This window comes from Natrinema sp. DC36, from assembly GCF_020405225.1.
GTDB lineage: Archaea > Halobacteriota > Halobacteria > Halobacteriales > Natrialbaceae > Natrinema.
The window spans coordinates 1,630,568-1,655,743 of record NZ_CP084472.1 but is presented as its reverse complement, the minus strand read 5'-3'; the positions used below and the strand labels follow the sequence as shown (position 1 = coordinate 1,655,743).

The window sequence follows — 25,176 nt, the reverse complement described above, 5'->3', positions numbered from 1 at the left end:
TGTCCCGCGTATCGGCGCACTCGCATGGCGGGTCTCGAGTGCGCCGGAACTGACTTCCAGTCGTCCGTCCGAGCAGGACCGAGAGTCATCGTGAGCAGGGTCGAGATTCATTGCGTTCGCAGTCACCCGATCTAGTATGGAGGAGTACGACTTTCTCGTCATCGGCTCCGGCTCCGGTCTCGACGTGGCGAACGCGGCGGCGAACCAGGGACAGTCGGTCGCGGTCGTCGAGAAGGGGCGGCTCGGCGGTACCTGTCTCAACCGCGGCTGTATCCCGTCGAAGATGCTGCTGTACCACGCCCACGTCATGGAGACGATCGAGCGTGCCGGCGAGTTCAAAATCGACGCCACGGTGAACGACGTTCGGTTCGCCGACATCGTCCGGGAGGTGACCGAGGATGTCCACGGCAGTTCGGACTCCATCCAGCGCGGTCTCAGCTCGTCCGACCGCCACGAACTGTACGAGGCGGAGGGTCGGTTCGTCGACGACCGAACGCTCGAGCTCGTCGGCGGAGATCACGACGGCGAGCGCCTCTCCGCGGACACCGTCCTCGTGGCGGCGGGCACGCGGCCGGCGATTCCACCGATCGACAGCATCGATACTGTCGACTACCTCACCAGCACCGAAGCACTCCAGTTGGAAACCCCGCCGGATCACCTCGTCATCGTCGGCGGCGGCTACATCGCCGCCGAACTGGCACAATTCTTCGGCACGTTCGGCAGCGACGTGTCCATTATCGGCAGACGGCCGAACTTGCTCCCCGACGCCGACGAGGAAGTGGCCGCAGCGTTCACCGAACGCTACGCCGACCGGTTCGACGTGTACACCGGCTACAAAGCGACCGCCGTCTCCGGAGACGACGATTCGATCACCGTCGAGGCACAACCCTTCCCCGAGCCGGACGGCGACGCGGCGAGCGAGGTTGATCCCATCTCCGTCACCGGCGACGAACTGCTCGTCGCGGCCGGTCGCGTTCCCAATACCGACACGCTAACCGTCGAGGCTGCCGGTATCGAAACCGATCAGGCCGGGTTCGTGCAGACGGACGAGTACCTGCGGACGACCGCGGACGGCGTCTGGGCGCTCGGCGACATCGTCGGCGAATACTTGCTGAAACACAATGCGAATCACGAGGCGCAGGCGGTCGCACGTAATCTATTTGGCGACGAACTCGAGCCGGTCGACTACTCGGCGATGCCCTTCGCCGTCTTCGCCTCCCCGGAGGTCGCCGGCGTCGGGCTGACCGAACAGGAGCTACGCGCTGCAGACCGGGAGTACGCGAAACGCACCTATCGCTACGAGGAGACGGCCCGCGGGAGCGCGATGAAGGCTGAGGGATTCGTCAAGCCACTCATCGACTTCGAGGGCGAGATCCTGGGTTGTCACATTATCGGTCCCGAGGCGTCGAACCTGATTCAGGAGGTCGTCGTGGCGATGACGGCCGGCTCCGGGACGATACGGGACATCAGGGAGTCCGTTCACATTCACCCCGCGCTCTCCGAGGTCGTTCAGCGCGCGTTCTCCGGGCAATTCACTCGGGGAGGCGGGCACGACCACAGTCACGGCCACGACCACGATCACTGAAACCAGCCGTTAGTGAATCGAGACTCGGTCGGCGTTTCCGATCCGCGCGACCGTTTGTTCCACTGTAATTCCGCAGGCGGCGGATTTGCGTCCGTTGCACACGACCGCATTCCCCTTTTGTGAACCCGCGACCGAATACTGCCCGTAATGACGAAAGTAGCGATTATCATTCTGGCGGGTACCGAATCACACAGCGACCTCGGCCGTCTCGTCAATGGACTCGAGGCAGCGAAGGAGTTCTCCGAGAACCCCGAGGACGACCTCGAGCTCATCTTCGACGGTGCCGGGACCCAGTGGATCCCGGAACTGGAAGACGAGGAGCACGACTACCACGATCTCTACCAATCCGTCAGCGACGAGGCCGCAGCCTGCGACTACTGTTCCGGCGCGTTCGGTGTAGACGAAGCGGTCGACGACGCCGGCGTCGTTACCATCGACGACAACGACGGTCACCCGAGCATTCGCTCGATGATCAACGACGACCACGAGATTGTCACCTTCTAATCGAGGTTCCGAGCCGGCAGCGGCCTCTCGTCTTCACCTCGAACCGCTGAAAAACCCCGTGTAGATTCACTTTCACTCCGGTAGCACACACCTTTTAGCCTCCCCGTTAGTAAGGGACAACGATGACGTCGTTACAGTCGACACTCGGTGACGAGCCGGGGATCGCCGAGGAGCTGGCAGAAAGCCAGCAGTCGATCTCCATCGCCGAGTTCTTCGAGAAGAACAAGCACATGCTCGGCTTCGACAGCGGCGCTCGAGGCCTCGTCACGGCCGTCAAGGAGGCCGTCGACAACGCCCTGGACGCCGCCGAGGAGTCGGGCATTCTCCCGGACATCTACGTCGAGATTCAGGAAGCCGGCGACTACTACCGCCTGATCGTCGAGGACAACGGTCCGGGACTCACGAAAGAAACGCTGCCGAAGGTTTTCGGGAAGCTCCTCTACGGCTCTCGCTTCCATGCACGCGAACAATCCCGCGGTCAGCAGGGGATCGGTATCTCTGCCGCCGTTCTCTACGCCCAGCTGACGAGCGGGAAACCCGCGAAGATCACCAGTCGAACCCAGGGCTCGAGCGAGGCCGAGTACTTCGAGCTCATCATCGATACCGACGAGAACGAGCCCGAGATCAGCGTCGAGGGAACGACCTCCTGGGATCGGCCCCACGGAACGCGCATCGAACTCGAGATGGAAGCCAACATGCGCGCCCGTCAGCAGCTCCACGACTACATCAAGCACACGGCGGTCGTCAACCCCCACGCCCGCCTCGAGCTGCGCGAACCACAGGAACACTTCAAGTTCGAGCGGGCGACCGACCAGCTGCCCGAGGAGACCGAGGAGATCCGCCCGCACCCCCACGGCGTCGAGCTCGGCACCGTCATGAAGATGCTGACGGCGACGGACTCCCAGACGGTTTCGGGATTCCTGCAGGAGGAGTTCACCCGCGTCGGGAAGAAGACCGCGGAGTCGGTCATCGACGAGTTCCGCGACCGCCACTTCGGCCGCGAGATGCGCTGGCGGCCGCCGGCGAGCCACGAGGGAATCGATCTCCACGCCGCAGTGGAGGACGCGACCGCGAACAAGGGCCACGACGCGACGGCTGCGTTCGCCGATTCCATCGCCGACGCAGTCACCGATTCTGACCGAATCGCTCACCACGAACTGGTTGCGGCCGTCGAATCGGCCGCCGACGCGGTCGAGGACGATCACGGAACGACGTTCGGCGACACCGTCCGCGAAAACGCCGTCGAGGCCGTCTGGCTCGAGCTGATCGACGCCGTCGGAGCGGACGGGAAGACGGCAGCAGACGCAGGGGACGGCGAGGACGGGACCGGGTCCGACGGCGAGTCGCGGCTGGTCGCCGATCTGTACGACCTCGCGGACGACGCGACGAGCACCCGCAAGGACGACGAGGTGATTCACGCCTTCGCCGACCGACTCACGGCCAAGTTCGAGGACGAACACGCGGACGAGAACGTTCGCCACCGGCTCACTCACAAGCGACTCCGAGCGCACGTCGATCGAGCCGCGGATCTCACCGAGGAGTACGACGACGTTTCCTTCGGCGAGACGGCCCGCGAGAACGTCATCGAAGCCATCTGGAGCGTCATGGCGACCGTCCCGGACGATCCGCCGCTGGTTCGCGAACTGAACGGCGACCGCGACGCCACCAGCAACCTCGTCGACGCGATGCGCGCGACCGACATCATGGCGCCGCCGACGCGGTGTCTCGCGCCCATTTCCGAGGATCTCATCACTGCCGGCCTCGAGAAGGAGTTCGACGCCGAGTTCTATTCGTCCGCGACGCGCGACGCCGGCGTTTCCGGCGGGGATCCGTTCATCGTCGAAGCGGGGATCGCCTACGGCGGCGAGCTCGAGGCCGACGGAACCGGCCAAGTTATGCGCTTTGCGAACCGGGTCCCGCTGGTCTACCAGCGCGGTGCCTGTGCGACGACGGACGTCGTCAAGTCGATCGGCTGGCGCAACTACGGGCTCGACCAGCCCGGCGGCTCCGGCCTGCCCAACGGGCCGGTCGTGATCATGGTCCACGTCGCCTCGACGAACGTTCCCTTCACCAGCGAATCGAAAGACGCCGTCGCGAACGTTCCCGAGATCGAAGACGAGATCGAACTCGCCATTCGAGAGGCGGCCCGAGAGCTCAAGAGCTTCCTCAACAAGCGCCGGTCGATGGAAAAGCGTCGGAAGAAACAGAACGTCCTCGGGAAGATCCTCCCGGAAATGGCCACGAAAGTCGCCGAGGTCACCGGCCGTGACGAGCCGGACATCGACGATGCCATCGCACGCATCATGAACAACGTCCTCGTCGAACGCGAGGTCGAAGAAAACGGTGACGGAACGGTCGTCTCCGTCGTCGTCGAGAACAACTCGGGGACGAACGAGTCCCTCGAGGTGACCGACATCGTTTCGGTCGAGCCGACGAACCTCTCCGACGGGGCGACCGTCGTCGAGATGGACGGCGAGTGGTTCATCACGTGGGAACCCGAGGTCTCGAGCGACGACGAGGCGGCACTCGAGTACGAGGTACCCGAGGACGCGACGTACGATCTGGACGTCAAGGGCGTCGAGAGCGAGAAGCTGACGGTGAAATCATGAGCACGGACGATAACCAGCAGGCACGAGAGCAGTTGATCGATCTCGCGGCGCAGTTTTACGACCAGTTCGAACTGGGCGAGATTCCCCACATGTCCGTGCCGACGCGGACGAAGAACAACATCGAGTACGACGAGGACATGTCCGTCTGGGTCTACGGCGACCGCGAATCGACCCGATCGGCGAACTCCGTCCGGGGCGCGCGCAAGCTCCTGAAGGCGATCTACACCATCGAGTTCCTGTCCGATCAACTCGAGCAAGATCGCTCGTCGACCCTGCGTGAACTCTACTACCTCTCGGAGAGCTGGGACAACGACGAGGCCCAGTTCAACGATCAGGATGAGTCGAACGGCATGATCGAAGACCTCGAGATCGTCTCGGGGGTCACCCGCGAGGACTTCCACATGCGCCCGGAGGAGTCGGGTGCGACGATCATGGGACCGCTGCACCTCATCGAACAGACCCGTCGCGGCGAACGCGAGATCCACTGTCAGGAGGACGTCGGCGAGGGCGGCTACCAGATTCCGAACAACCCGGACACGATCGAGTTCCTCGACAGCGACGCCGACTTCATCCTCGCGGTGGAGACCGGTGGGATGCGCGACCGGCTGGTCGAGAACGGGTTCGACGACGAGTACAACGCCCTGATCGTCCACCTCAAGGGCCAGCCTGCACGCGCGACCCGCCGGATCACCAAGCGGCTCCACGACGAACTCGACCTTCCCGTCACCGTCTTTACAGACGGCGACCCGTGGTCGTACCGGATCTACGGCTCCGTCGCCTACGGCTCGATCAAGTCCGCCCATCTCTCGGAGTATCTCGCGACCCCCGAGGCGGACTTCATCGGCATCCAGCCCTCCGACATCGTCGAGTACGAGCTGCCGACCGACCCGCTCTCGGATTCGGACATCAACGCCCTCGAGAGCGAACTCGAGGACCCGCGCTTCCAGACCGACTACTGGGAGGAACAGATCGAACTACAACTCGATCTCGGGAAGAAGTCCGAACAGCAATCGCTGGCGTCTCACGGGCTGGACTTCGTGACGGATACGTATTTGCCCGAGCGGTTGGACGATATGGGCGTCCTGTAGCGAGGCTCCCAACTCGGAACGGATCTTGACCGGAGTGACCGACGTCTCCGCGTTTTTACACCGTACTGAGGCTCGCGCTCGAGGAGAGTCACTCCAGTTTGCGCAGTATGGTGTCCCGGTTCGGCCGTGGTCCCGATTCCGCGGACGACGTGAGCGGGCGATCGTAACGGAACCGGCCATTCGTCACGGCTCTCGTTGGACCGAGTTGTTTAGTATAGCAGCCAGCACGGTTCGTTCGAAATCGAGAGTTCAGTCGTCGTGTCAGCCGATGAGTCCGAGCCGAACCGCTGCTCCCATCGCACCGAAGAGGAGCACGAGAACGAGGCTGACGACGTAGTAGGCGTGCCAGGCCCGCGACGGGCGGAACGGCTCGGGCAGGTTCTTCTCGACGACGTACCAGTTGGCCGGATAGAAGAAGATCTCCGTGACCGCGAGGACCGCGGCGACGTAGAGCAACAGCGTCAGCGGGATCTCGCCCAGCGCGACGACCATCGCGCTGCTGACGACGACCACGCCGAGGACGACCAGTTTCCGTACTCGTTCGCTGTCGATATCGTCGTTCTCGAGTGCCATCGGAAGAATGTCACCGGTGGCGCGCGCAGCGCCGTCCAGTAGCGTGATGACGGTCGAATACAGCGCGGCGAACCCGCCGAGCAGCATGGCGTAATACGACCACTCCCCGAACGAATCGCGTAGAATGTTGCCGATCGCAAAGGCGAGGTTCGCGTCCGTCGGCGGTTCCGGATAGAGGACGTTCGACGCCAGCACGACCATCGCGACGATCAACAGGAAACTAAACACGTAGCCGATGTTGAAGTCCCGGCGACCGGTTCGGATCCACGCACGGATGTAGTCGTGGTGCTTCGGGTCGTCGGGATCGAGTCCCTTCTCCTCGAGTTCGCTCGCGCCTTCGTCTTTCGCCATGCTCCAGCTACCGATCAGGATGCTCGTACTGAAGCCGGTCGGTGCGAAGCCCGCGGCGGCGGCGAACAGTGCGATGAACACCGGGCCGGTCAGGTCGGGCACCGCGAAGGCCGTCTCGAGGACGACGTCGCCCGAGGGCGGACCGACGAGGACACCGAGCAGGACGAGGACGCCCAGCGCGATGGTAAACGCGATCAGGGCCGTCTCGAGCAGGCTATAGCGAGACGCTGCGACGAGCAGTCCAGCGCCACCGACGAAGACGATGTACGCGATGGTAGCGGTGAACCAGCCGGGGGTCAGTGCGGCGACGAACGCGGCCGTGCTCATCCCGACGCTGGCCGTGATGAACGTGTACATGCCAGTAAACACCAGGATCGTTACCCACAGCGCCCAGTTCTTGGGACCGGGAAGCTGATCGTAGGCCTCGATCGGGTTCGCGCCGACGCCGTAGTTGTAGCGGATCCCGAGTTCCCAGGCGCCGTACTTCGCGGCGTAGATGAGGCCGAACATCCAGATCGCCACGAGTCCGAACGTTCCGCCGAGAGTGGGAGCCAGCACGATGTGACTCCCGCCGATGCTGATCAGCGCCCACAGCATCGACGGCCCGAAGTGTTCCCTGAAAAAGCCGCGCCAGTCCCGTTCCGGATACTCGAGGTCCGCCCCGGAAACGTTCGTCGCCCCTTCACTGCCCATCGCGATCACCGATCACAGGTGTCGCCATCTCGGTTTCCGAAACCGGCGAGATAGGGAGGTTCGTCGCATTTACTGTGCCAACGCGAATCATAGGTGTCGAAGAATTCCCCAGCCACCACTTATATCGTGCGAATCGCCGAGGGCAACCGCTTCTTGCATGGAGGACAACACCCACATCACCGGGATGACGGAGTCGACATACTTTCCCGTCGCTCTCGTCGGGAAAAGCGACCGGTTTGGTGGCGAGTCCCTGTGACTGCAGGTACAACCGGTTCCCGTCTGTGGAGAGTGCTATCATCTAGACTGGTATGTCCGACGACAAAGACAGCGAACAGCCGATGCACAGTGATCCGGACAAGGAGGCGATCGACGAACCCACGACCTCCAGCGCGCAGGAAGCCGACGAGACCGCGTGGATGATGAAAGAGGGCGTCACGATCGGTCTCATCGCGATCGGTGCGATGCTCCTGCTCGCACTCGGTCTCCTCCAGGGAACCGGTCTCGTCGACGTCTTGGCACCGATCGCCGACACCAATTTCGGGCAGTGGATCGCGTTCGGCGTGCTGGTGCTCGTCGTCATCGCGGTGTTCGCCTGGTCGCGCGTCGGCGTCTGAACGCCAGCACCGAGCCGCTCCCCTCACTCGTCGAGGACGACCGGAACGCCGCGGTGTGCGACGTCGACGACGAACGCGTCCGCGTCGATTTCGATCGCCGCGAAGGTATCGTAGTGAACCGGGAGCACGAGGTCCGGCTCGAGTCGGTCGGCCAGCGCCGCCGCCTCGCGCCGATCCATCGTAAACGTGCCGCCGATCGGCGGAAGCAAAAGATCGACCGGGACGTCCTCGTGAACCGGGAGGACGTCGGTGTCGCCGGGCCAGAACGCGGTGATGCCGTCGACGGTGACGCCGAAGCCACAGCCCTGCCCCTCGGGATGGTACGGCGTCCCGTTTTCGTCGGTGTGCGGGCCGTCGGGGTCGTTGTACGCCGGCGTCGTGAACAGGTCGAGCGGCCCGAGGACGAACGACTCGTCGGCAGCGACGCGTTCGACCTCGAACGCCAAGTCCTCGGGCCTCTCGTCGACGCGATCGATATCGCCCGCGTCGATCGACTCGTGAACGACGACCAGCGCGTCATCACGGGCGACGCGTCGAATCGACTCGGGGTCGTAGTGGTGATCGTGGGAGACGAGAATCAGGTCGCCGTCGCGAGGCTCGATATCGTCCAGCGCGCCGTATTCTTCGGGGCCAGGGTCCAGATAGACGACTGCGCCGGTTTGGCCCTCGAGGCGGACGGTCGCGAGGCCGAACCAGTCGACGGTCACCGCGTCGAATCGGACGGTCATGTCCGCCCTGTTCCTCGAGCAGGCCGAAAAGTGTTCGACTCGCGCTCGGCCGCGACTTCGTCCGGACCGGGTCAGAGAATCCGAACCGAGTGCTCGAGCGTGCCGACGCCCTCGACTTCGATCTCGATCTCGTCGCCGTCGGAGAGCGGGCCGACGCCCTCGGGCGTGCCGGTCGCGATCACGTCGCCGGGCTCGAGGGTGAGATAGGTCGTGATCTCGGCGATCAGTTCGGGGATCGAGAAGATGAGTTGCTCGCGGGAGCCGTCCTGCTTCGTTTCGCCGTTGACGCGTGTCCGAACGGCGGCGTCCGCGGGGACTTCGTCGGGGGTCGCGAGGACGGGCCCCATCGGCGCGGCACCGTCGAAGGCCTTGCCGCGGATCCAGTTCTGTTCCTGCCGCTGGTCGTCGCGGTTCGAGAGGTCGTTGACGCAGGTGAAGCCCTCGACGACGTCCATCGCGTCGGCTTCGGGGACGTGGCGACACTGCTCGCCGATGACGACGCCGAGTTCGGCCTCGTGGTCGATGCGCTCCTTGCCCGCGGGCAGGGTGACGGTGTCGCCGTGAGCCGCGAGCGCGTTCGGCGGCTTCAGGAAGAGCATCGGTCGGTCGGGCACCTCGGAGTCGAGTTCCGCCGCGTGGTCGGCGTAGTTCTTCCCGATGCAAACGACCTTCGAGGGTTCCGACGGCGGCAGGACGTCGATCTCGTCGCTCTCGAGCGAGTAGCTCTCGTTCGCGAAGTGAACGGTTCCGTTCTCGTACTCGCCGCGGCGAACCGAACCGGCCGGATCGCGAAATCGGACGTATTTCATAGTCGGTGGATGGTCGCAGGGGATAAAAAGGATTGAGAAGGCGGCTCGCTCGAGGGTGTTCGAGCCGGTGGGTCGGTCCGGCAGGGAGGGACGCTACACGTACTCCACGAGCGCCTCGAACGCCTCCCGCGCCGCGCGGTCGGGTTCGTCAGGATAGGTGTAGAGCTCGAGCGTCGCGAACCCGTCGTAGCCGATGTCCTCGAGGGCGTCGAATATCGCTCGGAAGTCGATGTCTCCCTCGCCGGGGATCCGGTGATAGTGCTTTCCGCGGCGGCCGCCGACGATGTCCTCGAGATGGACGCCCGTGATGGAGCCGGCGCTGGCGCGGATGCTTTCGGCCGCGTCCTCGCCGTAGACGGCCGCGTGGCCGACGTCGAGGTTGACGCCCAGCGAGTCCCGCCCCATCTCGTCGATCAACTCGAGCACCTCGTCGGTGTTCTCGATCAGCAGTTCGGGTTCGAACTCGATACCGACCTCGATATCGCGGGCCTCGGCGTAGTCGAGGACCTTGTGGAGCGACTCGCGGAGGGAGTCGCGGGCCTCCTCGGGCGTCGTTCCCGGAAGGGGACGGCCGGTTGCCAGACAGACCGCCGGCGAGTCGACCGTCTCGGCGAGATCGATCGCTCGCTTCGTGTACTCGACGCGCCACTCGCGGGCCTCGTCGTCCGCGCGGATCACGCTCGGCTCGAAAAAGGCCGACGGCGGCGCGTCGTCGTAGTAGCCCATCGCCGTGTTCGCGTTGATATTCGAGACGGCGAGATCGGTGTTCGCGAGGGCCTCGAGCAGCGCGTCTCGATCGGCGTCGTCGAACGCTGGAAAGTAGGCGTGGGGGTCGTCCCCGAGCAGTTCGACGCCGGCGTAGCCGTGGTCGGCGATTCGGCGGACGGCTTCGGGGAGCGAGTGACGGGTGTACGCGTTCGTCGAGAAAGCGAGTTCGACCATCGATCTGGACCTCGTACACCGGAGGGACACTAATTCGTTGGCCCGTCACACTCGAAGCGCGAACAGTGATCGGTCGTATTTGTACAGTGGCACGAAACGAAGTCGTGCGAGGTCGTCACGAGTAGTGCGGGACCGCCGGTCCCGCACACCGTGCGAACGGCCGTTTCGCGGCCGTGAGCAGACGGAGCGAGTGAACCGGCTGAGGAGGGCGTGGAGATTCCCTGTCACCAGTATGAACAGCTCTTTCAAGTAGATCGTAACACGCTTTCTTTATTTAGAAAAACCCGTGCAACTTGCGGCAAGTACAGATCAAGGCCTTCCCGGAGCGGCTATCTACCTATCCAATAGCTGGCAAAAACAGCGTGCTGAGTACGGAGGATGAATTCAGCGACCCTCTATCATTTGTTCCAATCAATTTGTGCTAAATAAGCTGTATTGTTTTCGTCCTCACTCTTTCATTGAAGCGATCCGGGTGAACGAGGATTGAGAGCGGTTGATTGACACTACAGTTTAATCGGCGCTTCGAGCGAGGGATCGGCATCAAGGATCGTAGACAGGGTCGGCTGCACCTGATCAAATTGCTCGGTCGGTTCCACGAGTTGGCGTTCTGGCTCATAGTTTATGAGTCCTTCCGAGACCAACTTCGGGAGGTGGACATGATATAACGAGTGCCGAATCTTTGTTAGCACATCCTCAGCCACCTCTGTAATTGGCGTTTGATGGTTGTACTTGAGGACGATTTTCGTAAGGTCATTGAGCGTTAACGACCGCTGTTCTTCTGTGAACGCCCCAAGTAGGATCCGACGGTGCTGGTGTTGACACAGGTCGAGTACCGAGTCGAAGGCGATAGAATCCTTACTCATTATACGAATGCAGATGGCCAACGGAAATCACGCTGACTTTTTCATATACAAACCAGCTTTAAGCCCCTGATCAGGATCGGACTGTCAGGGCGGGGAGCGTGCTCCCGAGGACGTGCTTGGTCCCCCCTCGGATGCGGGAGCCGACGGCCTGCTGTGAGATGCCGAGTTCCTCGCCGAGGGCTTCCAACGTGACCTCGCGGGGGGACTCGAAGTACCCGTGCTCGTAGGCAAGCACCAGCGCCTCTTGCTGGGTGTCAGTGAGGGCGGCTTCGGTCGCCGTCTCAACCGGCGTCAGTGCGTGTAACTCCGTCAACGTTATCGGAATATCCCGCTCTAGACAACGTTGTTGAAAGGCGGCAATGTCACTTCGGTTATCACCGCGGAGTTCGAACGTCCACTGTTGGTTTGTACCGGTGGCCTCGATCAGTGGAACCTCCGTCTCCCCCAGTACGGTCATCACGTCGTCGTAGTCCAGCGCCCACTCGACGCGTAACAGGTACTCGTCCTCAACAGAGTCAACGAGCCGAATATCCTTCACGCCCGGGTGCTCAGTGAACGCGTTCTCGATGTCGTCAACTTCGGCTCCCCGAACCCAGAAGTAGGGTATCACCACGTCCCGTGCGGGGATAAGTCGCTCCAGTTTGACCGTCACGTTCGGCAGTTGGTGGAACACTGTCCCCAAGGGGAACTGGTCTGACGGAACCGTGAACGTCGCCTCAGTAGCCATCGTCCGTACCGTTGGCTTCCAGTGTAAAGGTCTGCTACTGATCAACTACCGTTCTCGTGATGCCACTGTACCCGAGCGCGTAATCTCTCGGCCTAAGAATCGGTACTAGGTGCATCTTGACCCAAACAGTGGGATCACTGCTACGGTATCCGAGGTCGTTACCAACTCCCTCTATACGTAACATCGAAGACCGAGAAGATGGAAGGATCGACACGCGCTGTGTATCTCGCACGACTTGACGAACCTGGCCCATACGTACCAGAAATTTCGGTGTTCGGTTCGCACATTACTTACCGAGTAGCGTGTCCGCGAATCCCGTCCTCGAGGACAGTGATCAGTACAGGGATGCGTGTATCACCAGCTTGTTCCGGTGTTACTACTCGATCTTGCGTCTGTCCGAATGTGATTTTTCGGGTGAATGAGGGAGTTATCCGTAAGCCCCCTGTTTTTGCTATGAGATCCGTCAATGAGCCAGGAAACCCAAACTGTCACGACCGAAACAGCATTACGGGTAGTGGCAGATCCATGTCGGCGATCAATCCTCACCCAGTTGATCGACAGCGAGGCGACCACGGTTCCGGCGGATACCCTCGTCGATCGCATCTCTCCCGAGATCCCCTCTTCGGAGACCGCTGCAACTCACGCTGACTCCCTTCTGGTCGACGTACACCACATCCATCTCCCAAAACTCGAGGAGGCAAATTTGATCGAGTACGACCCGCGTACGAAAACGATCCGGTATAGCCCGAACGGGCGCGTCGAGAGGGTGCTCCAATTCGTCACCGAAGAGTTAGAATAGGGGACTCGAAACGGCGGTTGCCTTTTGTCCTCGACAGGTCACTAGTTACTATGGTGAGTTTTGAAGAGGAGCAGGCCGAAGCCGAGGCGCTGGAGCGATTGCAAGACCTTGGGCTGTCCCAGTACGAGGCTCAAACACTGATCAACCTCATACGGCTCGGGACTGGAACCGCACAGGACATCACGCGAATCAACGGTGTCCCCCGGACTCGCGTGTACGAATCGGCGGAGCGACTCCACGAGTTGGGACTCATCGACATCCAGCACACGACACCGCGAAAATTCACCGTGACCTCCGAGGAGACGCTCATCCGAATGCTCAACATCAAACGCGAGAACACGATTACCGGACTCGCGGAGTCTCTCGAGGAGATCGGCCCCGCCCAGCCACAACGCGAACAGTTCGGCGTCTGGACGGTCACTGGACGGGAGGCGGTGTCATCCCGCATTGATGAGTTCATCGCCGACGCTGACGAGCAGCTCGTCTACATGACTATCGACGACTTGGTCACCGACGAACACCTCGACAGGCTTCGGGCTGCCGCAGAGCGTGGTGTCGAGATTTACTTGGCGGGGATCTCCGAAGAAGTCGAGGAACGTATTCAGGAGACGATACCGGAAGCTGAACTGTTCGAGACCCTCTGGGAATGGGAGGAGACGCCCGCTGGAAACCTGCTGATCACGGACGAAGAAACGGCGCTCGTGAGCGCGCTCGTGGACGATATGTCCACTAGCGAAGAGATCGAGGAGACGGCGATATGGGGTGCCGGTGAGCGAAACAGTCTCGTCGTCGTCCTGCGGGCGATTTTCACCTGGCGACTCAGCGGGAACCAGCCGTCGTAAGGCTACTCGACGGTTCACTCAGAAAATCACACTACACTCTTATTTCTCGATCCCATACAAAGAGTATGGCCGCAGACCGAGAAGGTGCCGATCAATCTGTCGATGCACGCGAGCCAGTATTCCGCCGAACGTACGATTGGTCGGATACAGCGGCAAGTATGGCCACGATCACTGCCCTCGGAACACTCGAAGAGGTCGATCCGGTGGAACTCTCCGATGTTCTCGGTACCACACTGTACGATTACGTCGATCCCGAAGCGTTAGACACGCTTGTCGCTGCCGAAGAACTCGTCAACCTATCGTTCCTAGTAGACGACTATCGGGTGCAGATCGATGGTGAGGAGTTGACGATTACTCGCCAGTGAGGTCGCTACCGATCTCCTCGCGAGCAGTTCGCACACGTAGTGACCAAATCGGCTATTTCAGTTTCGCGCCGATTCTGAATAAAGAAATCGTACTATCAACGACTGCTTCTTTAAGGTTCTATTGCGACACAGGTTTCCTGCTCACGTGGCCACGAGGAATTTCCACTCCCTCCCCAACCGACTCGGTCGGTCGCGATGCTCCCTCATCCCGTACCACCACATGTGGGTAGTCACGTCACGTCGAAGACGTGCGAGAGACCCACCGCCGGAACGAGAAAGACGCCGGCAGCGAGTCCCCACCGAACTCCGGCCGCGGTGGCGAAGGCCGCGTCGAGTAGCACGAGCCCGAGGACGCACGCCCCGACCGCCGGGCCGACTGTACTCGGTACCGGATCGGCGTACGCGGCTCGCAGGGGCCGACCGACCCACCAGCAGAAGGCGACGGCGAACGCGGTCGCGACTATCGCCTCGAGCGCGGTCGGACTCCCACTCACGAGGAACCAGCCGACGGTGAGCACCGCTGCAACCGCACCCGCAACGGCGACCGCCACGGCAGCCCGGTTGCCGCCCTCGGTCTCTCGAGCCGCCATGAACGTGACGGCGGTGATGTAGCCGGTGACGACCGCGGGAACGGCGAGCAGTCGGAGCGGAAACCCGAGGACCACACCCCCCGCTGCGGTCGTGCCCAGTACGACGTTCAGCCCGCGCGTCGCACCCATCGCGAGGAAGCCGGCCGCGGATCCCTTCAGGAGCCCGTCGTAGGCGACGATGGCGACGGCGACCAGTCCGGCGGCCGCGGCAGCGGGGCCGCCGGCGACGATGAACGCGATCCCGACGGCGACGAACAGCAGCGCGAATCCGAGTCCGAACGCGACGCGTCGGGACACGCGACGGGAGGGTATCGGGCGTTCGGGTCGATCTCGAGCGTCCATAGGCGCGTCGAACGCGTCGTTGAGGGTCGTTCCCCCGGCGTAGAGGCAGACGGAACCGATCGCGAGTCCGGCGACAGTGGCTGGGACGAAATCGGAGCCGGCAACGCCCACCAGTGCGGCTCCGAGGATCACATCCGGCGGCGCGGTGAAGAGGTTCGGCACACGGACCAGTTCGCCGACCGCGCCGAGGGTTGCCCGCAGACTGCGTTCGGGTTTGGTTTCGCTCTCGCCGTCGATTTCGTTCGCCTCCGCGTCTGCGTCCGCCTCTGCGTCTGCGTTCGACCCCGCGTTCCCGTTTCGGTCCGACGACAGCCCGCCGGCCACCCTACGCCCACCCGCGTTCCTCGAGGGAGGCCATCGCCTCCCGTGCGGTCTCGATCGGCGTCTCCTCGTAGGGGTAGAGTTCGACGGTGACGAAGCCGTCGTAGCCGCGGTCCGCGAGTTCGCCGAGGAAGGCGTCGATGTCCATCGCGCCGTCGCCGAGCTGGGTGTGTTCGTGTGTCCGATCGGCCGGGATGTCCTCGAGGTGGTAGTGACTCGTGTGCTCCCAGAGCGGCTCGACGAGTTCGGCCGGATCCTCGCCGACGCAGTAGAAGTGGCCGGCGTCGAAGTTGCACTTCACGCGCTCGGAGTCGACCCGCTCGAGCAGGGCGAGGAACTCCTCGCTCGTCTCGATCAGCAGGTCGGGCTCGGGCTCGACGAGGAGGTCGACGCCGACCGCCTCGGCCGTCGGGATGACTTGCTCGAGGCTGTCGACGAAGGTGTCCATCGCCCACTCGCGCGACTTTCCGTCGGGAATCGGCCCGCCGGGTTCGATCGAGATGTAGGGAAGTCCGAGGTCGGCCGCGGTCTCGAGCGCCGCGAGGGTGTAGTCGATCCGCCGCTGACGGTACTCCTCGTCGGGCTCGATGTAGGACGGATGGTGAAAGTCCTCTATCGCGGTCAGCATGAAGGCGTTACCGTTGCTGACGGCGATGTCGTGTCGCTCGAGCACCTCTGCGACGCGGTCGCGCTCCTCGTCGGTCGCGGTCGGCGGGTAGAGGTGGGGCTCGTCGAGCAGCAGTTCGACGCCCTCGTAGCCCGCGTCGGCGATGGCCTCGATCGCGTCCTCGAGTTGGTACTCCCGGAAGGCGTTGGTGGAGAAGCCAAAGCGCATCTCAGGCCTCGTAGTCGAAGTTCGGCGACTGGTCGAAGAACTCGTAGGGATTCTCGAAGACGACCTTTCGGACCTCCTCGCGGTCCCAGCCCCGGTCGAGCATTCGGTCGCGAGCCTTCGGCACCGCCAGCGGATCCGAGGGGTCCCAGTCCGCGGCGCTGTTGAAGATCACGTTGTCGGTGCCGTACTCCTCGAGCAGGTCGATCGCCGACTCGGTCTCGATCTTGCCCGGATAGAGCGTGAAGCCGATCCAGCAATCCGTCCGCGTCGAGATATCGATCGTATTCTCCGTGTTGTGATCGATGATGATCCGCTCCTGCGTGACGCCCATCTCCTCGATGATCTCGACGATTCGTTCGGTGCCAGCGGGCTTGTCCGTGTGAGGCGTGTGAACGATGACGGGGAGTTCGCGCTCTTCCGCGATATCGAGTTGGCGACGGAACGCCCACTCCTCGTCGTCGGTCACCTGATCGAAGCCGATCTCGCCGACGCCGACGACGGGGTCGCGCTCGAGGTACTCCGGGATCCGGTCGACCACTTCCTCGGCCATCTCGCGGTAGTTCGCTTCCTTCGGCTCGAGACCGATCGTCACGTAGTGGTCCATCCCGGCGGCCCGCTCGGCGCGGTCGGTCTCGTGCTCGATGATCTGCTCGAAGTAGTCGAAGAAGGCACCCGCGTGGTGTTTGTCCTGACCGCTCCAGAACGCGGGCTCGATACAGCACTCGATACCCGCCCGCCGCGCTCGCCGGTAGTCGTCGGCCGAGCGCGATACCATGTGCATGTGAGGATCGATAATCCGCATACGGGCAGTCCGACGACGAAACGGTTTGGTGCTACTGGTCGTTCGATCGCCAAACCCGAGGTTGATGACGGCGAATCGATAGCTCTCACCGGCGGAATACGGTGTTACGAGCGGGCAAAACCGTATTACTCCCGCTACGCGAGTCATAACGAAAGTCGTTCGGCCCCCACATTCGTGGGAATGACCCTGAGCGACCGAGCGACGGCAGCGAGGAACCCGCCGTGGATCGATCCCGAGGAGAGGTCGGGTGAACGTGCGTCGGCAGTCCGGACCGAGCAGCCGTCGGGAGGGGATGCGACCCGATGAGTCACGGGGAGGACCCAGCGGTCGACGACGCGGACCGAACGGGCGTCTGGCTCGTCGGCGCGCGCGGGAACGTCGCTACGATGTCGATCGTCGGCGCTCGCGCCATCGCCAGGGGAGCGACGGACACTACCGGGATGGTCACCGAGCGTGACCCGGTCTCGAGCCTCGAGCTCCCGTCAGTCGAGGGATTCGTCTTCGGCGGGCACGACATCGAACCGGAGTCGCTCGTCGCGCAGGCCGAACGCCAGCGCGATCGAAACGGCGTTCCGGACGCCGACACGCTCGAGACGGTTCGAGACGATCTGGTCGCGATCGACGAGCGGATCGAGGTCGGCACGGCGGTCAACTGCGGTGCCGCCGTTTCCGATGACAGCGAACAGCTGGACGAGACCCTGCCGATCCGCGACGTCGTCGATCAGATCCGAGACGACTACGAGACGTTCCGCGATAGCCACGACCTCGAGCGACTCGTCGTCGTCAACGTCGCCTCGACGGAACCCGAACTGCCGGAGCCGGAGCGATACGACACGCGCGACGCGCTCGAGCGAGCGATCGACGAGGACGACCGCGACCTCCCTGCCAGTGTCCTCTACGCCTACGCCGCGATATCCAGCGGGTATCCGTTCGTCAACTTTACACCGAGTACGGCCGACGCGCTCGGGGGAGTCCGCGAACTCGCGGCCGAAAACGAGGTTCCGCATATGGGACGCGACGCGAAGACCGGCGAAACCCTCGTCAAGTCCGCGCTCGCACCTATGTTCGCCGGCCGCAATCTGCGGGTCATGAGCTGGGAAGGTCACAACATCCTCGGCAACAAGGACGGCCTCGTTCTCGAGGACGAGGAAAACGCCGCCGGCAAGCTCTCGAGCAAGGGCGACGTGCTCGATTCGATCCTCCCCGACATCGGCCACAACCGGGTCCGGATCGACTACACGCCTTCCCTGGCCGACTGGAAGACGGCCTGGGACTACATCCACTTCGAGGGCTTCCTCGAGACGGAAATGAAGATGCAGTTCACGTGGGAAGGGTCGGACTCAGCGCTGGCCGCGCCGCTCGTGCTCGATCTGGTGCGGCTGATCTCACACGCCGACGAACACGGCGACGGCGGGCTCCAGCCACAGCTCGCGTCGTTCTTCAAGGCCCCCATCGGCGTCGACGAGCACGACTTCTCCCGGCAGCTGGATCGACTGTACGACTACGCCGAGGAGCATCGCTGATTCCCAACGATACCCACCGACTCCGTTCCATCCCGACACGCCCCAAGTGACCCCATGACCGCACCCACGATTCCCGAAACGACCGAGACGGCCGGCCGAACGATCGTCCTCGACGTCGTCGGCCTCCAGCCCCAGCACATCGACGCCGACCGTACGCCGACGCTCGAGTCGCACTTCCCGAGCGAACGCGTGACCGACCTCAGGCCACCGTTTCCGGCGGTCACGGTTCCGGCTCAGACCACCCTCGCGACCGGGCGCGGTCCCGGCGAGCACGGCGACGTCTCCAGCGGCGAGTACGACCGCGAGCGAAAAACCGCCGAGTTCTGGGAGCGCGACCGCGGCGGTCGCGATCGGATCTGGGAGACCGCGAGCGACGAGGCCGGGCTGACTACCGGCGTCCTGAACTTCCAGCACCTGATCGGGACGAGCGCCGACGTGGCGGTCACACCGTCGCCGATCGAGGACGAGAACAACGACATCCTCGAGATGAACTGCTGGACGAACCCCGACGGCTTCTACGACGACCTTCGGGAGAAACTGGGACACTTCCCCCTGCACAACTACTGGGGTCCCGGAGCGAACGAAGAGGGGAGCCGCTGGATCCTCGCGGCCGCGAGCGAAGCGATCGACCGGTTCGATCCTGACCTGCTGTGGATTTACGTTCCCCACTTGGATTACGCCGGCCAGAGCGACGGCCCCGACAGCGACGCCTTCGCGACGGCACTCGAGACCGTCGACGATCTCCTCGAGACGTTCCTCGCCGATTGCTCCGACACGGACCGCTGGGACGAGACGGTCCTCACCCTCGTCAGCGAGTACGGGTTTCACGAGGTGGATCGACCGATATTCCCCAACCGCGCGCTACGGGAGGCCGAGTTGCTCGAGACGGACGCGGGCGGCGACGCCGACATCCCCGATTCGAACGCGTTCGCGATGGTCGACCACCAGATCGCACACGTCTACGCTGACGAGGGAGCGCTCGACGCCGCGCGCGATGCGCTCGCGGGGCTCGAGGGGATCGACGCGGTGCTCGACGACTCGGGGAAGGCCGAGCGCGGGATCGACCATCCGAACGCGGGCGACCTCGTCCTCGTGGCGGAGCCCGACGCCTGGTTCCAGTACTACTGGTGGGACGACCGCGCGAACGCGCCGCCGTACGCGACCGAGATGGACATCCACGCCAAACCCGGCTTCGACCCCTGCGAGCTGTTCTTCGGCGACGAGGGGCTCGTCTCGCTGGACGCCTCGCGGGTGAGCGGCTCCCACGGTCGCGTCGACGAATCCGCGTTCGGTTGTTTCGGCCTCGGCGGACCAGCAGCGCCCGAACTCGAGGGCGACGGGCCGGTCGACGCGACGGACGTGACGCCGACGATCGTGGAGTTACTCGGGCTCGAGGGGGGTCACTCCGACAATCTTGAGTGAAACTAGATGCCTGTGTGATAGCATAACATCTCCAGTCCGGAACGGAACCCTTTTTACTAGCCCCCGGCAACGACCAGTTGCACACAGCGCGTGTGGCAGATGGCTCCGTTGCTGAGATGGATGAAGTCCGTCGATGCTCGGGGCAGAGAGCGTAGCGATATGCTCCGTTGGTGTAGTCCGGCCAATCATTTCGGCCTTTCGAGCCGATGACCTGGGTTCAAATCCCAGACGGAGCACTTTTCAAGCGGAACGTAGCACCGCGGAGTGGAGCGAAGAAAAGCGCGCACGCTCTGGGATTTGAATCAGAGAAGTCGCAGTCCGCGAGCGAACGAAGTGAGCGAGTAGGAACGTCTTCGCGTGGTCCAAATCCCAGACGGAGGCTACTGAACGGTGTGTACTTCACCGGTATGCAACAACCCCTTTTCTCACGTTCGCATTTTGCTCGCTCGTTGTCTCTATATTGGTATCTCCGGGAGAACGCCAATATAAAAAAGGCGATCGAAGCGATAACTGATCCTACGGCGTATGTCCCAGATGTGATCATCTGAGACCTCAGATTCTTTCAACCCGGTGATAAATACAAGACCAAGAACTACTTCTTCCACCATCTATTTATTAGTATATTGAAGATAATTATATCTATTTGTTCGTCAGTATGAAGTGTCTTTTCAACTGTTTGACGCTCTGATTAAGACGTTCACAATTACGTCAGTCGTTATCCGGAGAGGCGATTTTGGTATCGAGGACTGGGGTCGATGACCCAGTTGTCTGTACTGAGCGATCACCGACTCTCGTAGATTGCCTCCATCTCGCCGCACTATTAACCCGGGGAGTTGGAATCGTAGAAATTATTATAATGGTCCAAATTATTAGTAACACTGATGGTCCAAACCACGCGACGAAGACTGCTCCAGGGGGCAGGCGCAAGTGCGGCTACGGTACCGGGAATGGCAGGTTGTCTGGGTCGAAATGGCGGCTCACTCGAGTCAGTGACTGTCGCGTACATCCCTATTTATCCGAATATGCAGCACTACGTGATGGAACAAGAGGGGTACTACGACGATATCCCCGTAGATGTCACTATGGAACAGTTCAGCTCTGGACCGAACGTCGTCAAGGCCTTCGCCAGCGGAGACGTCGACGTTGCGTTCTTTGGAATTACCCCTGCGATGATACTTGTCGATAAGGGTACCGAAGCCGGTATTCTCGCGGCAAACTCGAAAAATGGCTTCAAGATCATGGCGACAACCGAGCTCGTCGATCTGTACGAACAGGAAGGGGCAGGCGCGTTCGAGCACTTCGAGCAGGAGCACGGCCGCAAGATACGATTCGGTGCCCCTCCGGACGGGAGCGTCCCCGACATCGTGCTTCGGTACTGGATTCAGGAGGACCTCGACCTCGGTGAGATGGAGGCCGCCATCAACAAGTCGAACGTCTCTCCGGCGAAGGCGGTCCAGACGATCCAATCGAGCGACATCGATGCGACGATCATCCAAGAGCCGTTCGCGACGATCATCGGCCAGGATGACGACTTCGGCGAACTCGCTTGGTCCGGGACTGTTTTTGAAAACCATCCGGTCACGGTGCTGTTCGCGAACCAGCAAGTGATCGACGATAGCGAGGTTTCGCAGTCATTGGTCGAACAGCATACGGCGGCAACCGAGTTTACGACGGACTCACCGGATGCAGCCGCTACCGATGCTGCGTCGGTGATCGGGTCCGGAGTGAGCGAGAATCTCGCTACGGCGGCCATGGACTCACAGGCGTCAGATTTCCTCTCGGACCCACACGCGATTACTGACCAAACCGCGACGATGGGTGAGTTCGTCTCGAACGTCGGAAACATCGAGGAACCGATTGCGGCCGAGAACCTGTTCGCGTTCGACCCCTACGACGCTATCCAGTAATGAGCTGCCAAACCGATACCAGTTCCGACACGGTGGTCGCGGCCAGATTCGAGGGAGACGTACGGAGGTATCTACGCGGTCTTGGCGGTCTGCTCGTGTTCCTCCTCGTCTGGTGGGTCGGCGCGATGACGACCCAGCCGTCGTATTTGGTACCGGGGCCGGTCGATTCGGTGCGCGCGTTCATCGATCTGTTCGCAACGCCAACTGCAATTGTAGTTCCCCTCTTCGGGTCGGAACTGGTACTTCCAACGGGGCTCGCGCACCTCGCAGAGACGTTGTTCCATTACGTTCCTGGCCTCCTCCTCGGAGCTAGCTGTGGGATCTCGCTCGGGTTGGCGATGGGCTGGAACGGAGTGCTCTACGACTGGTTGCGGCCACTCGTCCGAGTACTGCGGCCGATCCCGCCACTGGCGTGGGTCGTCTTCGCGATCGTCTGGTTCGGCATCCATCACACCGGCGCGGCGTTTATCGTCTTCGTCGGCGCGTTCTGGATCAACTTCTATGGAGCGTACGGTGGCGTCGAGGGCGTCTCGAGCGAGTTGACCGACGTCGCGTCGACGCTCGGTGTGGAACGCGATCTCTCGATGCTGAAACTCGTCGCGCTCCCGAGCGCAGCTCCGCAGGTGTTGACGGGGTTCCGGACGAGCATCGGTCGGTGCTGGATGATCGTCGTCGGCGCCGAGTTGTTCGGCGCACCCGGTGTGGGCTACGAGATTATCAACGCCTCGAACAACCTCGCGATGGCGACCAGCGTCGCGTACATGTTCCTGATCAGTCTGGCGTTCCTCTGTATGGACGTCGGGTTCCGGCTCGTCGAACGGAGGGTACTCGTATGGCGCTGAGTACGGATCCGTCCAGCGAGAAGATCACTGTACGGAACGTCAGCAGATCGTACGAGTCGACGCAAGCGCTCGCAGATGTCTCGTTCTCGGTTACGGAGGGTGAGTTCTGCTGTATCGTCGGTCCGTCCGGGTGTGGGAAGACCACGCTGTTGCGGGCAATCGCTGGGCTCGACGACCCGGACAGTGGGTCGATACTGGTCGGCGGAGATCCGGTTACCGGTCCCGGGTTGGACAGGGGAATGGTCTTTCAGGAGTACGCACTGTTCCCCTGGCGAACTGTCCGCGGGAATATCCGGTTTGGCCTCGACCGGCCTGCGTGTGATTGCCCCGACTGCGAGGCACGGGTCCGAGAGTTGATCGACCTGGTGGGGCTCGACGGTTTCGAGGACGCGTATCCGAAGGAACTGTCCGGCGGGATGAAGCAGCGCGTCGGCATCGCTCGTGCCCTCGCCGTCGATCCGGAGATCCTGTTGATGGACGAACCGTTCGGCAGTGTCGACGCTCGGACGCGCGACCGCTTACACGCCGAATTGCTCGATATTTGGACGCAAACCGGACAGACCGTCGTGTTCGTCACGCACAACATCGACGAGGCGGTGACGCTGGCTGATCGCGTGGTCGTCATGGACGCCGACCCAGGAACCGTGCAGTCGACCATCTCTATCGACCTGGAGCGCCCACGTGACCGAACGGCTCACGATTTCGTGGACTACGTCGCGCGAATCAGGAATGAACTCGGAAGTCCAGTTGACACTAGTCACTGATATCCTCTTGCAAAAGTATTATTAATAGTACTACTCTGGACCGCTACTTCTACCATCTTTAATATATGCCTCTCGTGAGCTCTTCGATGACGGAGCGACTCCGGGACGATCTCGATACGGTTGCGGACGAACACGGCTACAGCGGACGGAGCCAACTGAAAACTACAGTGGCCACTGAAACGAATGACACACTGATCGCATAGTCCGCGACTCTCACTCGCGGTACTCGCTCCGAATCCCGCTCCCGTCGTGCGATCGGGTGTATATTGACTTCTACTTCACGACTTGTCCCACGGATTCCAACCGCAGGAACAAGTGGAAGACTGCAACCCGTACTCTCCCAATCCAGCGGTGCGGTGCCGTGGGATTCCTCCGCGTTCACGCCGAGACGGATGCCAATCTGAGCAGCGTCAGTACGCAGGTTTATAAGCTTTAAATACATCTTTTTGAACGTCTTATGGCTGACCCGAAGGAATCCATCAACATCGAAAACGTGGTGGCGTCGACCGGTATCGGGCAGGAACTCGACCTCCAGAGCGTCGCAATGGACCTCGAGGGGGCCGACTACGACCCCGAACAGTTCCCCGGTCTCGTCTACCGCACCCAGAATCCCAAGTCCGCCGCACTGATCTTCCGTTCGGGGAAGATCGTCTGTACTGGCGCGAAAAGCACTGACGCCGTCCACGAGAGTCTCAATATCGTCTTCGACGAACTTCGTGACCTCCAGATCCAGGTCGAAGCGGATCCAGAGATTATCGTCCAGAACATCGTCAGCAGCGCTGATCTCGGCCGCAACCTCAACCTGAACGCGATCGCCATCGGGCTGGGGCTCGAGAATATCGAATACGAACCGGAGCAGTTCCCCGGACTCGTGTATCGCCTCGATGAGCCGAAAGTCGTTGCCCTCCTCTTTGGCTCCGGGAAACTGGTAATCACCGGCGGGAAGAAGGTGGAAGACGCCAATCAGGCCGTCGACGTGATCGTGAGCCGCCTCGAGGATCTCGGCCTGCTCGAGTAACGCGTCTTCTTCCGTCGCTGAACCGTGTTGTTTGTACTGGTTCCCATCTCAGGAGAGCTATCGCAACAACTGAACGGTTCACACACCGACTGCACAGTCCGCGGTTCTCGCTCACTGCGTTCGCTCACGGCTCGCTTCGCTCACCGTTCGCGTCCCCGCGGTTCTCGCTCACCGCGCTCGCTCCGAACCGCGCTACTATCGTGCGATTGGGTGTGCAGTGACTTTCAGCTACTAGAGGGCCAAAACCCGCTGTGATACGTACAGACGAAGGCGTTACCGCGACGAGCGTCTGCAAACATAGTGAGCACGTCACGTATCATCGACCAGAGGACTACCGGATGAGCTACGATCCCGCTTCGATGAGTTCCGCTTCTCCGTGCGTCTCATCGACGGTGGTAACGCGAACCGTGGCCTCGATCGCTGCAATGTCTTCCTCGAGAAAGAGGACGAATCCACTCTCGGTTTTGCAGACGAGCGTTCCGTCGGATTTCTCATCGACGATATCGACGGTGACCTTCTCTCCGGGCTCGGGTTTCCCGCCGAGGGGCTCCCCACACCGCCAACAGTCCGTTTCGTATTCTGCAGACCCTTCTGGGGCATTGTTTGCCCCACATCGAGGCGTATCACACTTGATGAACGAGTCGTGTTTCCCTGGATGATAGCGTCCCACGTCGCAACCGATGCCGGTAGTCCCTAAAAATATGCCGCTGATCACCGG

Annotated in this window: 24 protein-coding genes and 1 tRNA gene; 15 read left to right on the top strand and 10 right to left on the bottom strand. The window is 62.0% G+C overall.

Features of this window, described 5'->3' with window-relative positions; translation table 11 throughout:
- The first annotated feature begins 136 nt into the window (after window positions 1–136).
- From LDH74_RS08815 to LDH74_RS08800, 4 genes are all read left to right on the top strand, one after another.
- Entirely contained in the window at window positions 137–1,585 is a 1,449-nt protein-coding gene (locus tag LDH74_RS08815) for a dihydrolipoyl dehydrogenase (protein ID WP_226042129.1), read from the top strand.
- 147 nt (window positions 1,586–1,732) lie between these two features.
- A complete protein-coding gene (locus LDH74_RS08810) occupies window positions 1,733–2,089 on the top strand; it encodes a hypothetical protein (protein WP_226042128.1) in 357 nt (118 codons plus the stop codon).
- 122 nt (window positions 2,090–2,211) lie between these two features.
- Window positions 2,212–4,698: a DNA topoisomerase VI subunit B gene (locus LDH74_RS08805; RefSeq protein WP_226042127.1), complete on the top strand. Its 2,487-nt coding sequence runs from the start codon at window positions 2,212–2,214 to the stop codon at window positions 4,696–4,698.
- Window positions 4,695–5,786, top strand: coding sequence for a DNA topoisomerase IV subunit A (locus LDH74_RS08800; RefSeq protein ID WP_226042126.1), 1,092 nt, complete (start codon window positions 4,695–4,697; stop codon window positions 5,784–5,786). Before LDH74_RS08805 ends, LDH74_RS08800 begins: the two co-directional genes overlap by 4 nt.
- A gap of 261 nt (window positions 5,787–6,047) precedes the next feature.
- Here LDH74_RS08800 and LDH74_RS08795 read toward each other — a convergent pair whose 3' ends face one another.
- The gene (locus LDH74_RS08795) at window positions 6,048–7,403 is read right to left on the bottom strand and encodes an Nramp family divalent metal transporter (RefSeq protein ID WP_226042125.1); all 1,356 of its coding nucleotides are present in this window, start codon (window positions 7,401–7,403) and stop codon (window positions 6,048–6,050) included.
- Between the two features lie 308 nt (window positions 7,404–7,711).
- On the opposite strand from LDH74_RS08795, the gene LDH74_RS08790 reads away from it, so the two are divergent.
- Window positions 7,712–8,017, top strand: coding sequence for a hypothetical protein (locus LDH74_RS08790; protein WP_226042124.1), 306 nt, complete (start codon window positions 7,712–7,714; stop codon window positions 8,015–8,017).
- A 23-nt stretch (window positions 8,018–8,040) separates the two neighbouring features.
- Here LDH74_RS08790 and LDH74_RS08785 read toward each other — a convergent pair whose 3' ends face one another.
- The 5 genes from LDH74_RS08785 to LDH74_RS08765 form a co-directional block, all read right to left on the bottom strand.
- Window positions 8,041–8,745 (bottom strand): MBL fold metallo-hydrolase, encoded by a 705-nt coding sequence (locus LDH74_RS08785; protein ID WP_226042123.1) that lies wholly within the window; start codon window positions 8,743–8,745, stop codon window positions 8,041–8,043.
- A gap of 71 nt (window positions 8,746–8,816) precedes the next feature.
- Window positions 8,817–9,554 (bottom strand): fumarylacetoacetate hydrolase family protein, encoded by a 738-nt coding sequence (locus tag LDH74_RS08780; protein ID WP_226042122.1) that lies wholly within the window; start codon window positions 9,552–9,554, stop codon window positions 8,817–8,819.
- A 93-nt stretch (window positions 9,555–9,647) separates the two neighbouring features.
- Window positions 9,648–10,496 (bottom strand): sugar phosphate isomerase/epimerase family protein, encoded by an 849-nt coding sequence (locus LDH74_RS08775; protein WP_226042121.1) that lies wholly within the window; start codon window positions 10,494–10,496, stop codon window positions 9,648–9,650.
- 503 nt (window positions 10,497–10,999) lie between these two features.
- Entirely contained in the window at window positions 11,000–11,359 is a 360-nt protein-coding gene (locus LDH74_RS08770; RefSeq protein WP_226042120.1) for a hypothetical protein, read from the bottom strand.
- A gap of 70 nt (window positions 11,360–11,429) precedes the next feature.
- Window positions 11,430–12,086, bottom strand: coding sequence for a helix-turn-helix domain-containing protein (locus tag LDH74_RS08765; RefSeq protein ID WP_226042119.1), 657 nt, complete (start codon window positions 12,084–12,086; stop codon window positions 11,430–11,432).
- Window positions 12,087–12,600: 514 nt separating this feature from the next.
- On the opposite strand from LDH74_RS08765, the gene LDH74_RS08760 reads away from it, so the two are divergent.
- From LDH74_RS08760 to LDH74_RS08750, 3 genes are all read left to right on the top strand, one after another.
- The gene (locus LDH74_RS08760) at window positions 12,601–12,885 is read left to right on the top strand and encodes a winged helix-turn-helix domain-containing protein (RefSeq protein WP_226042118.1); all 285 of its coding nucleotides are present in this window, start codon (window positions 12,601–12,603) and stop codon (window positions 12,883–12,885) included.
- A gap of 50 nt (window positions 12,886–12,935) precedes the next feature.
- Window positions 12,936–13,727, top strand: a complete 792-nt coding sequence (locus LDH74_RS08755; RefSeq protein WP_226042117.1) for a helix-turn-helix domain-containing protein — start codon at window positions 12,936–12,938, stop codon at window positions 13,725–13,727.
- A 65-nt stretch (window positions 13,728–13,792) separates the two neighbouring features.
- Complete coding sequence (locus tag LDH74_RS08750; protein WP_226042116.1) at window positions 13,793–14,092, top strand: HalOD1 output domain-containing protein; 300 nt, start codon at window positions 13,793–13,795, stop codon at window positions 14,090–14,092.
- 230 nt (window positions 14,093–14,322) lie between these two features.
- On the opposite strand, the gene LDH74_RS08745 is transcribed toward LDH74_RS08750, so the two are convergent.
- The 3 genes from LDH74_RS08745 to LDH74_RS08735 form a co-directional block, all read right to left on the bottom strand.
- Entirely contained in the window at window positions 14,323–15,261 is a 939-nt protein-coding gene (locus LDH74_RS08745) for a UbiA family prenyltransferase (RefSeq protein ID WP_345778552.1), read from the bottom strand.
- A gap of 88 nt (window positions 15,262–15,349) precedes the next feature.
- On the bottom strand, window positions 15,350–16,180 hold the full coding sequence (locus LDH74_RS08740; RefSeq protein ID WP_226042114.1) for a sugar phosphate isomerase/epimerase family protein: 831 nt from the start codon (window positions 16,178–16,180) through the stop codon (window positions 15,350–15,352).
- A gap of 1 nt (window position 16,181) precedes the next feature.
- Complete coding sequence (locus LDH74_RS08735) at window positions 16,182–16,982, bottom strand: TatD family hydrolase (RefSeq protein WP_226042113.1); 801 nt, start codon at window positions 16,980–16,982, stop codon at window positions 16,182–16,184.
- 302 nt (window positions 16,983–17,284) lie between these two features.
- On the opposite strand from LDH74_RS08735, the gene LDH74_RS08730 reads away from it, so the two are divergent.
- The 7 genes from LDH74_RS08730 (at window position 17,285) to LDH74_RS08700 (ending at window position 24,458) form a co-directional block, all read left to right on the top strand.
- On the top strand, window positions 17,285–18,505 hold the full coding sequence (locus LDH74_RS08730) for an inositol-3-phosphate synthase (protein ID WP_226042112.1): 1,221 nt from the start codon (window positions 17,285–17,287) through the stop codon (window positions 18,503–18,505).
- 54 nt (window positions 18,506–18,559) lie between these two features.
- On the top strand, window positions 18,560–19,927 hold the full coding sequence (locus LDH74_RS08725) for a nucleotide pyrophosphatase/phosphodiesterase family protein (RefSeq protein WP_226042111.1): 1,368 nt from the start codon (window positions 18,560–18,562) through the stop codon (window positions 19,925–19,927).
- 161 nt (window positions 19,928–20,088) lie between these two features.
- Window positions 20,089–20,163 (top strand) — tRNA-Glu (locus LDH74_RS08720).
- A 645-nt stretch (window positions 20,164–20,808) separates the two neighbouring features.
- Window positions 20,809–21,834 (top strand): ABC transporter substrate-binding protein, encoded by a 1,026-nt coding sequence (locus LDH74_RS08715; protein ID WP_345778542.1) that lies wholly within the window; start codon window positions 20,809–20,811, stop codon window positions 21,832–21,834.
- Window positions 21,834–22,676: an ABC transporter permease gene (locus tag LDH74_RS08710; protein WP_226042109.1), complete on the top strand. Its 843-nt coding sequence runs from the start codon at window positions 21,834–21,836 to the stop codon at window positions 22,674–22,676. Before LDH74_RS08715 ends, LDH74_RS08710 begins: the two co-directional genes overlap by 1 nt.
- The gene (locus tag LDH74_RS08705) at window positions 22,667–23,440 is read left to right on the top strand and encodes an ABC transporter ATP-binding protein (protein WP_226042108.1); all 774 of its coding nucleotides are present in this window, start codon (window positions 22,667–22,669) and stop codon (window positions 23,438–23,440) included. Before LDH74_RS08710 ends, LDH74_RS08705 begins: the two co-directional genes overlap by 10 nt.
- A gap of 457 nt (window positions 23,441–23,897) precedes the next feature.
- Window positions 23,898–24,458: a TATA-box-binding protein gene (locus LDH74_RS08700; RefSeq protein WP_226042107.1), complete on the top strand. Its 561-nt coding sequence runs from the start codon at window positions 23,898–23,900 to the stop codon at window positions 24,456–24,458.
- 343 nt (window positions 24,459–24,801) lie between these two features.
- Here LDH74_RS08700 and LDH74_RS26645 read toward each other — a convergent pair whose 3' ends face one another.
- A complete protein-coding gene (locus LDH74_RS26645) occupies window positions 24,802–25,128 on the bottom strand; it encodes a TRAM domain-containing protein (RefSeq protein WP_345778551.1) in 327 nt (108 codons plus the stop codon).
- Between the last annotated feature and the right edge of the window lie 48 nt (window positions 25,129–25,176).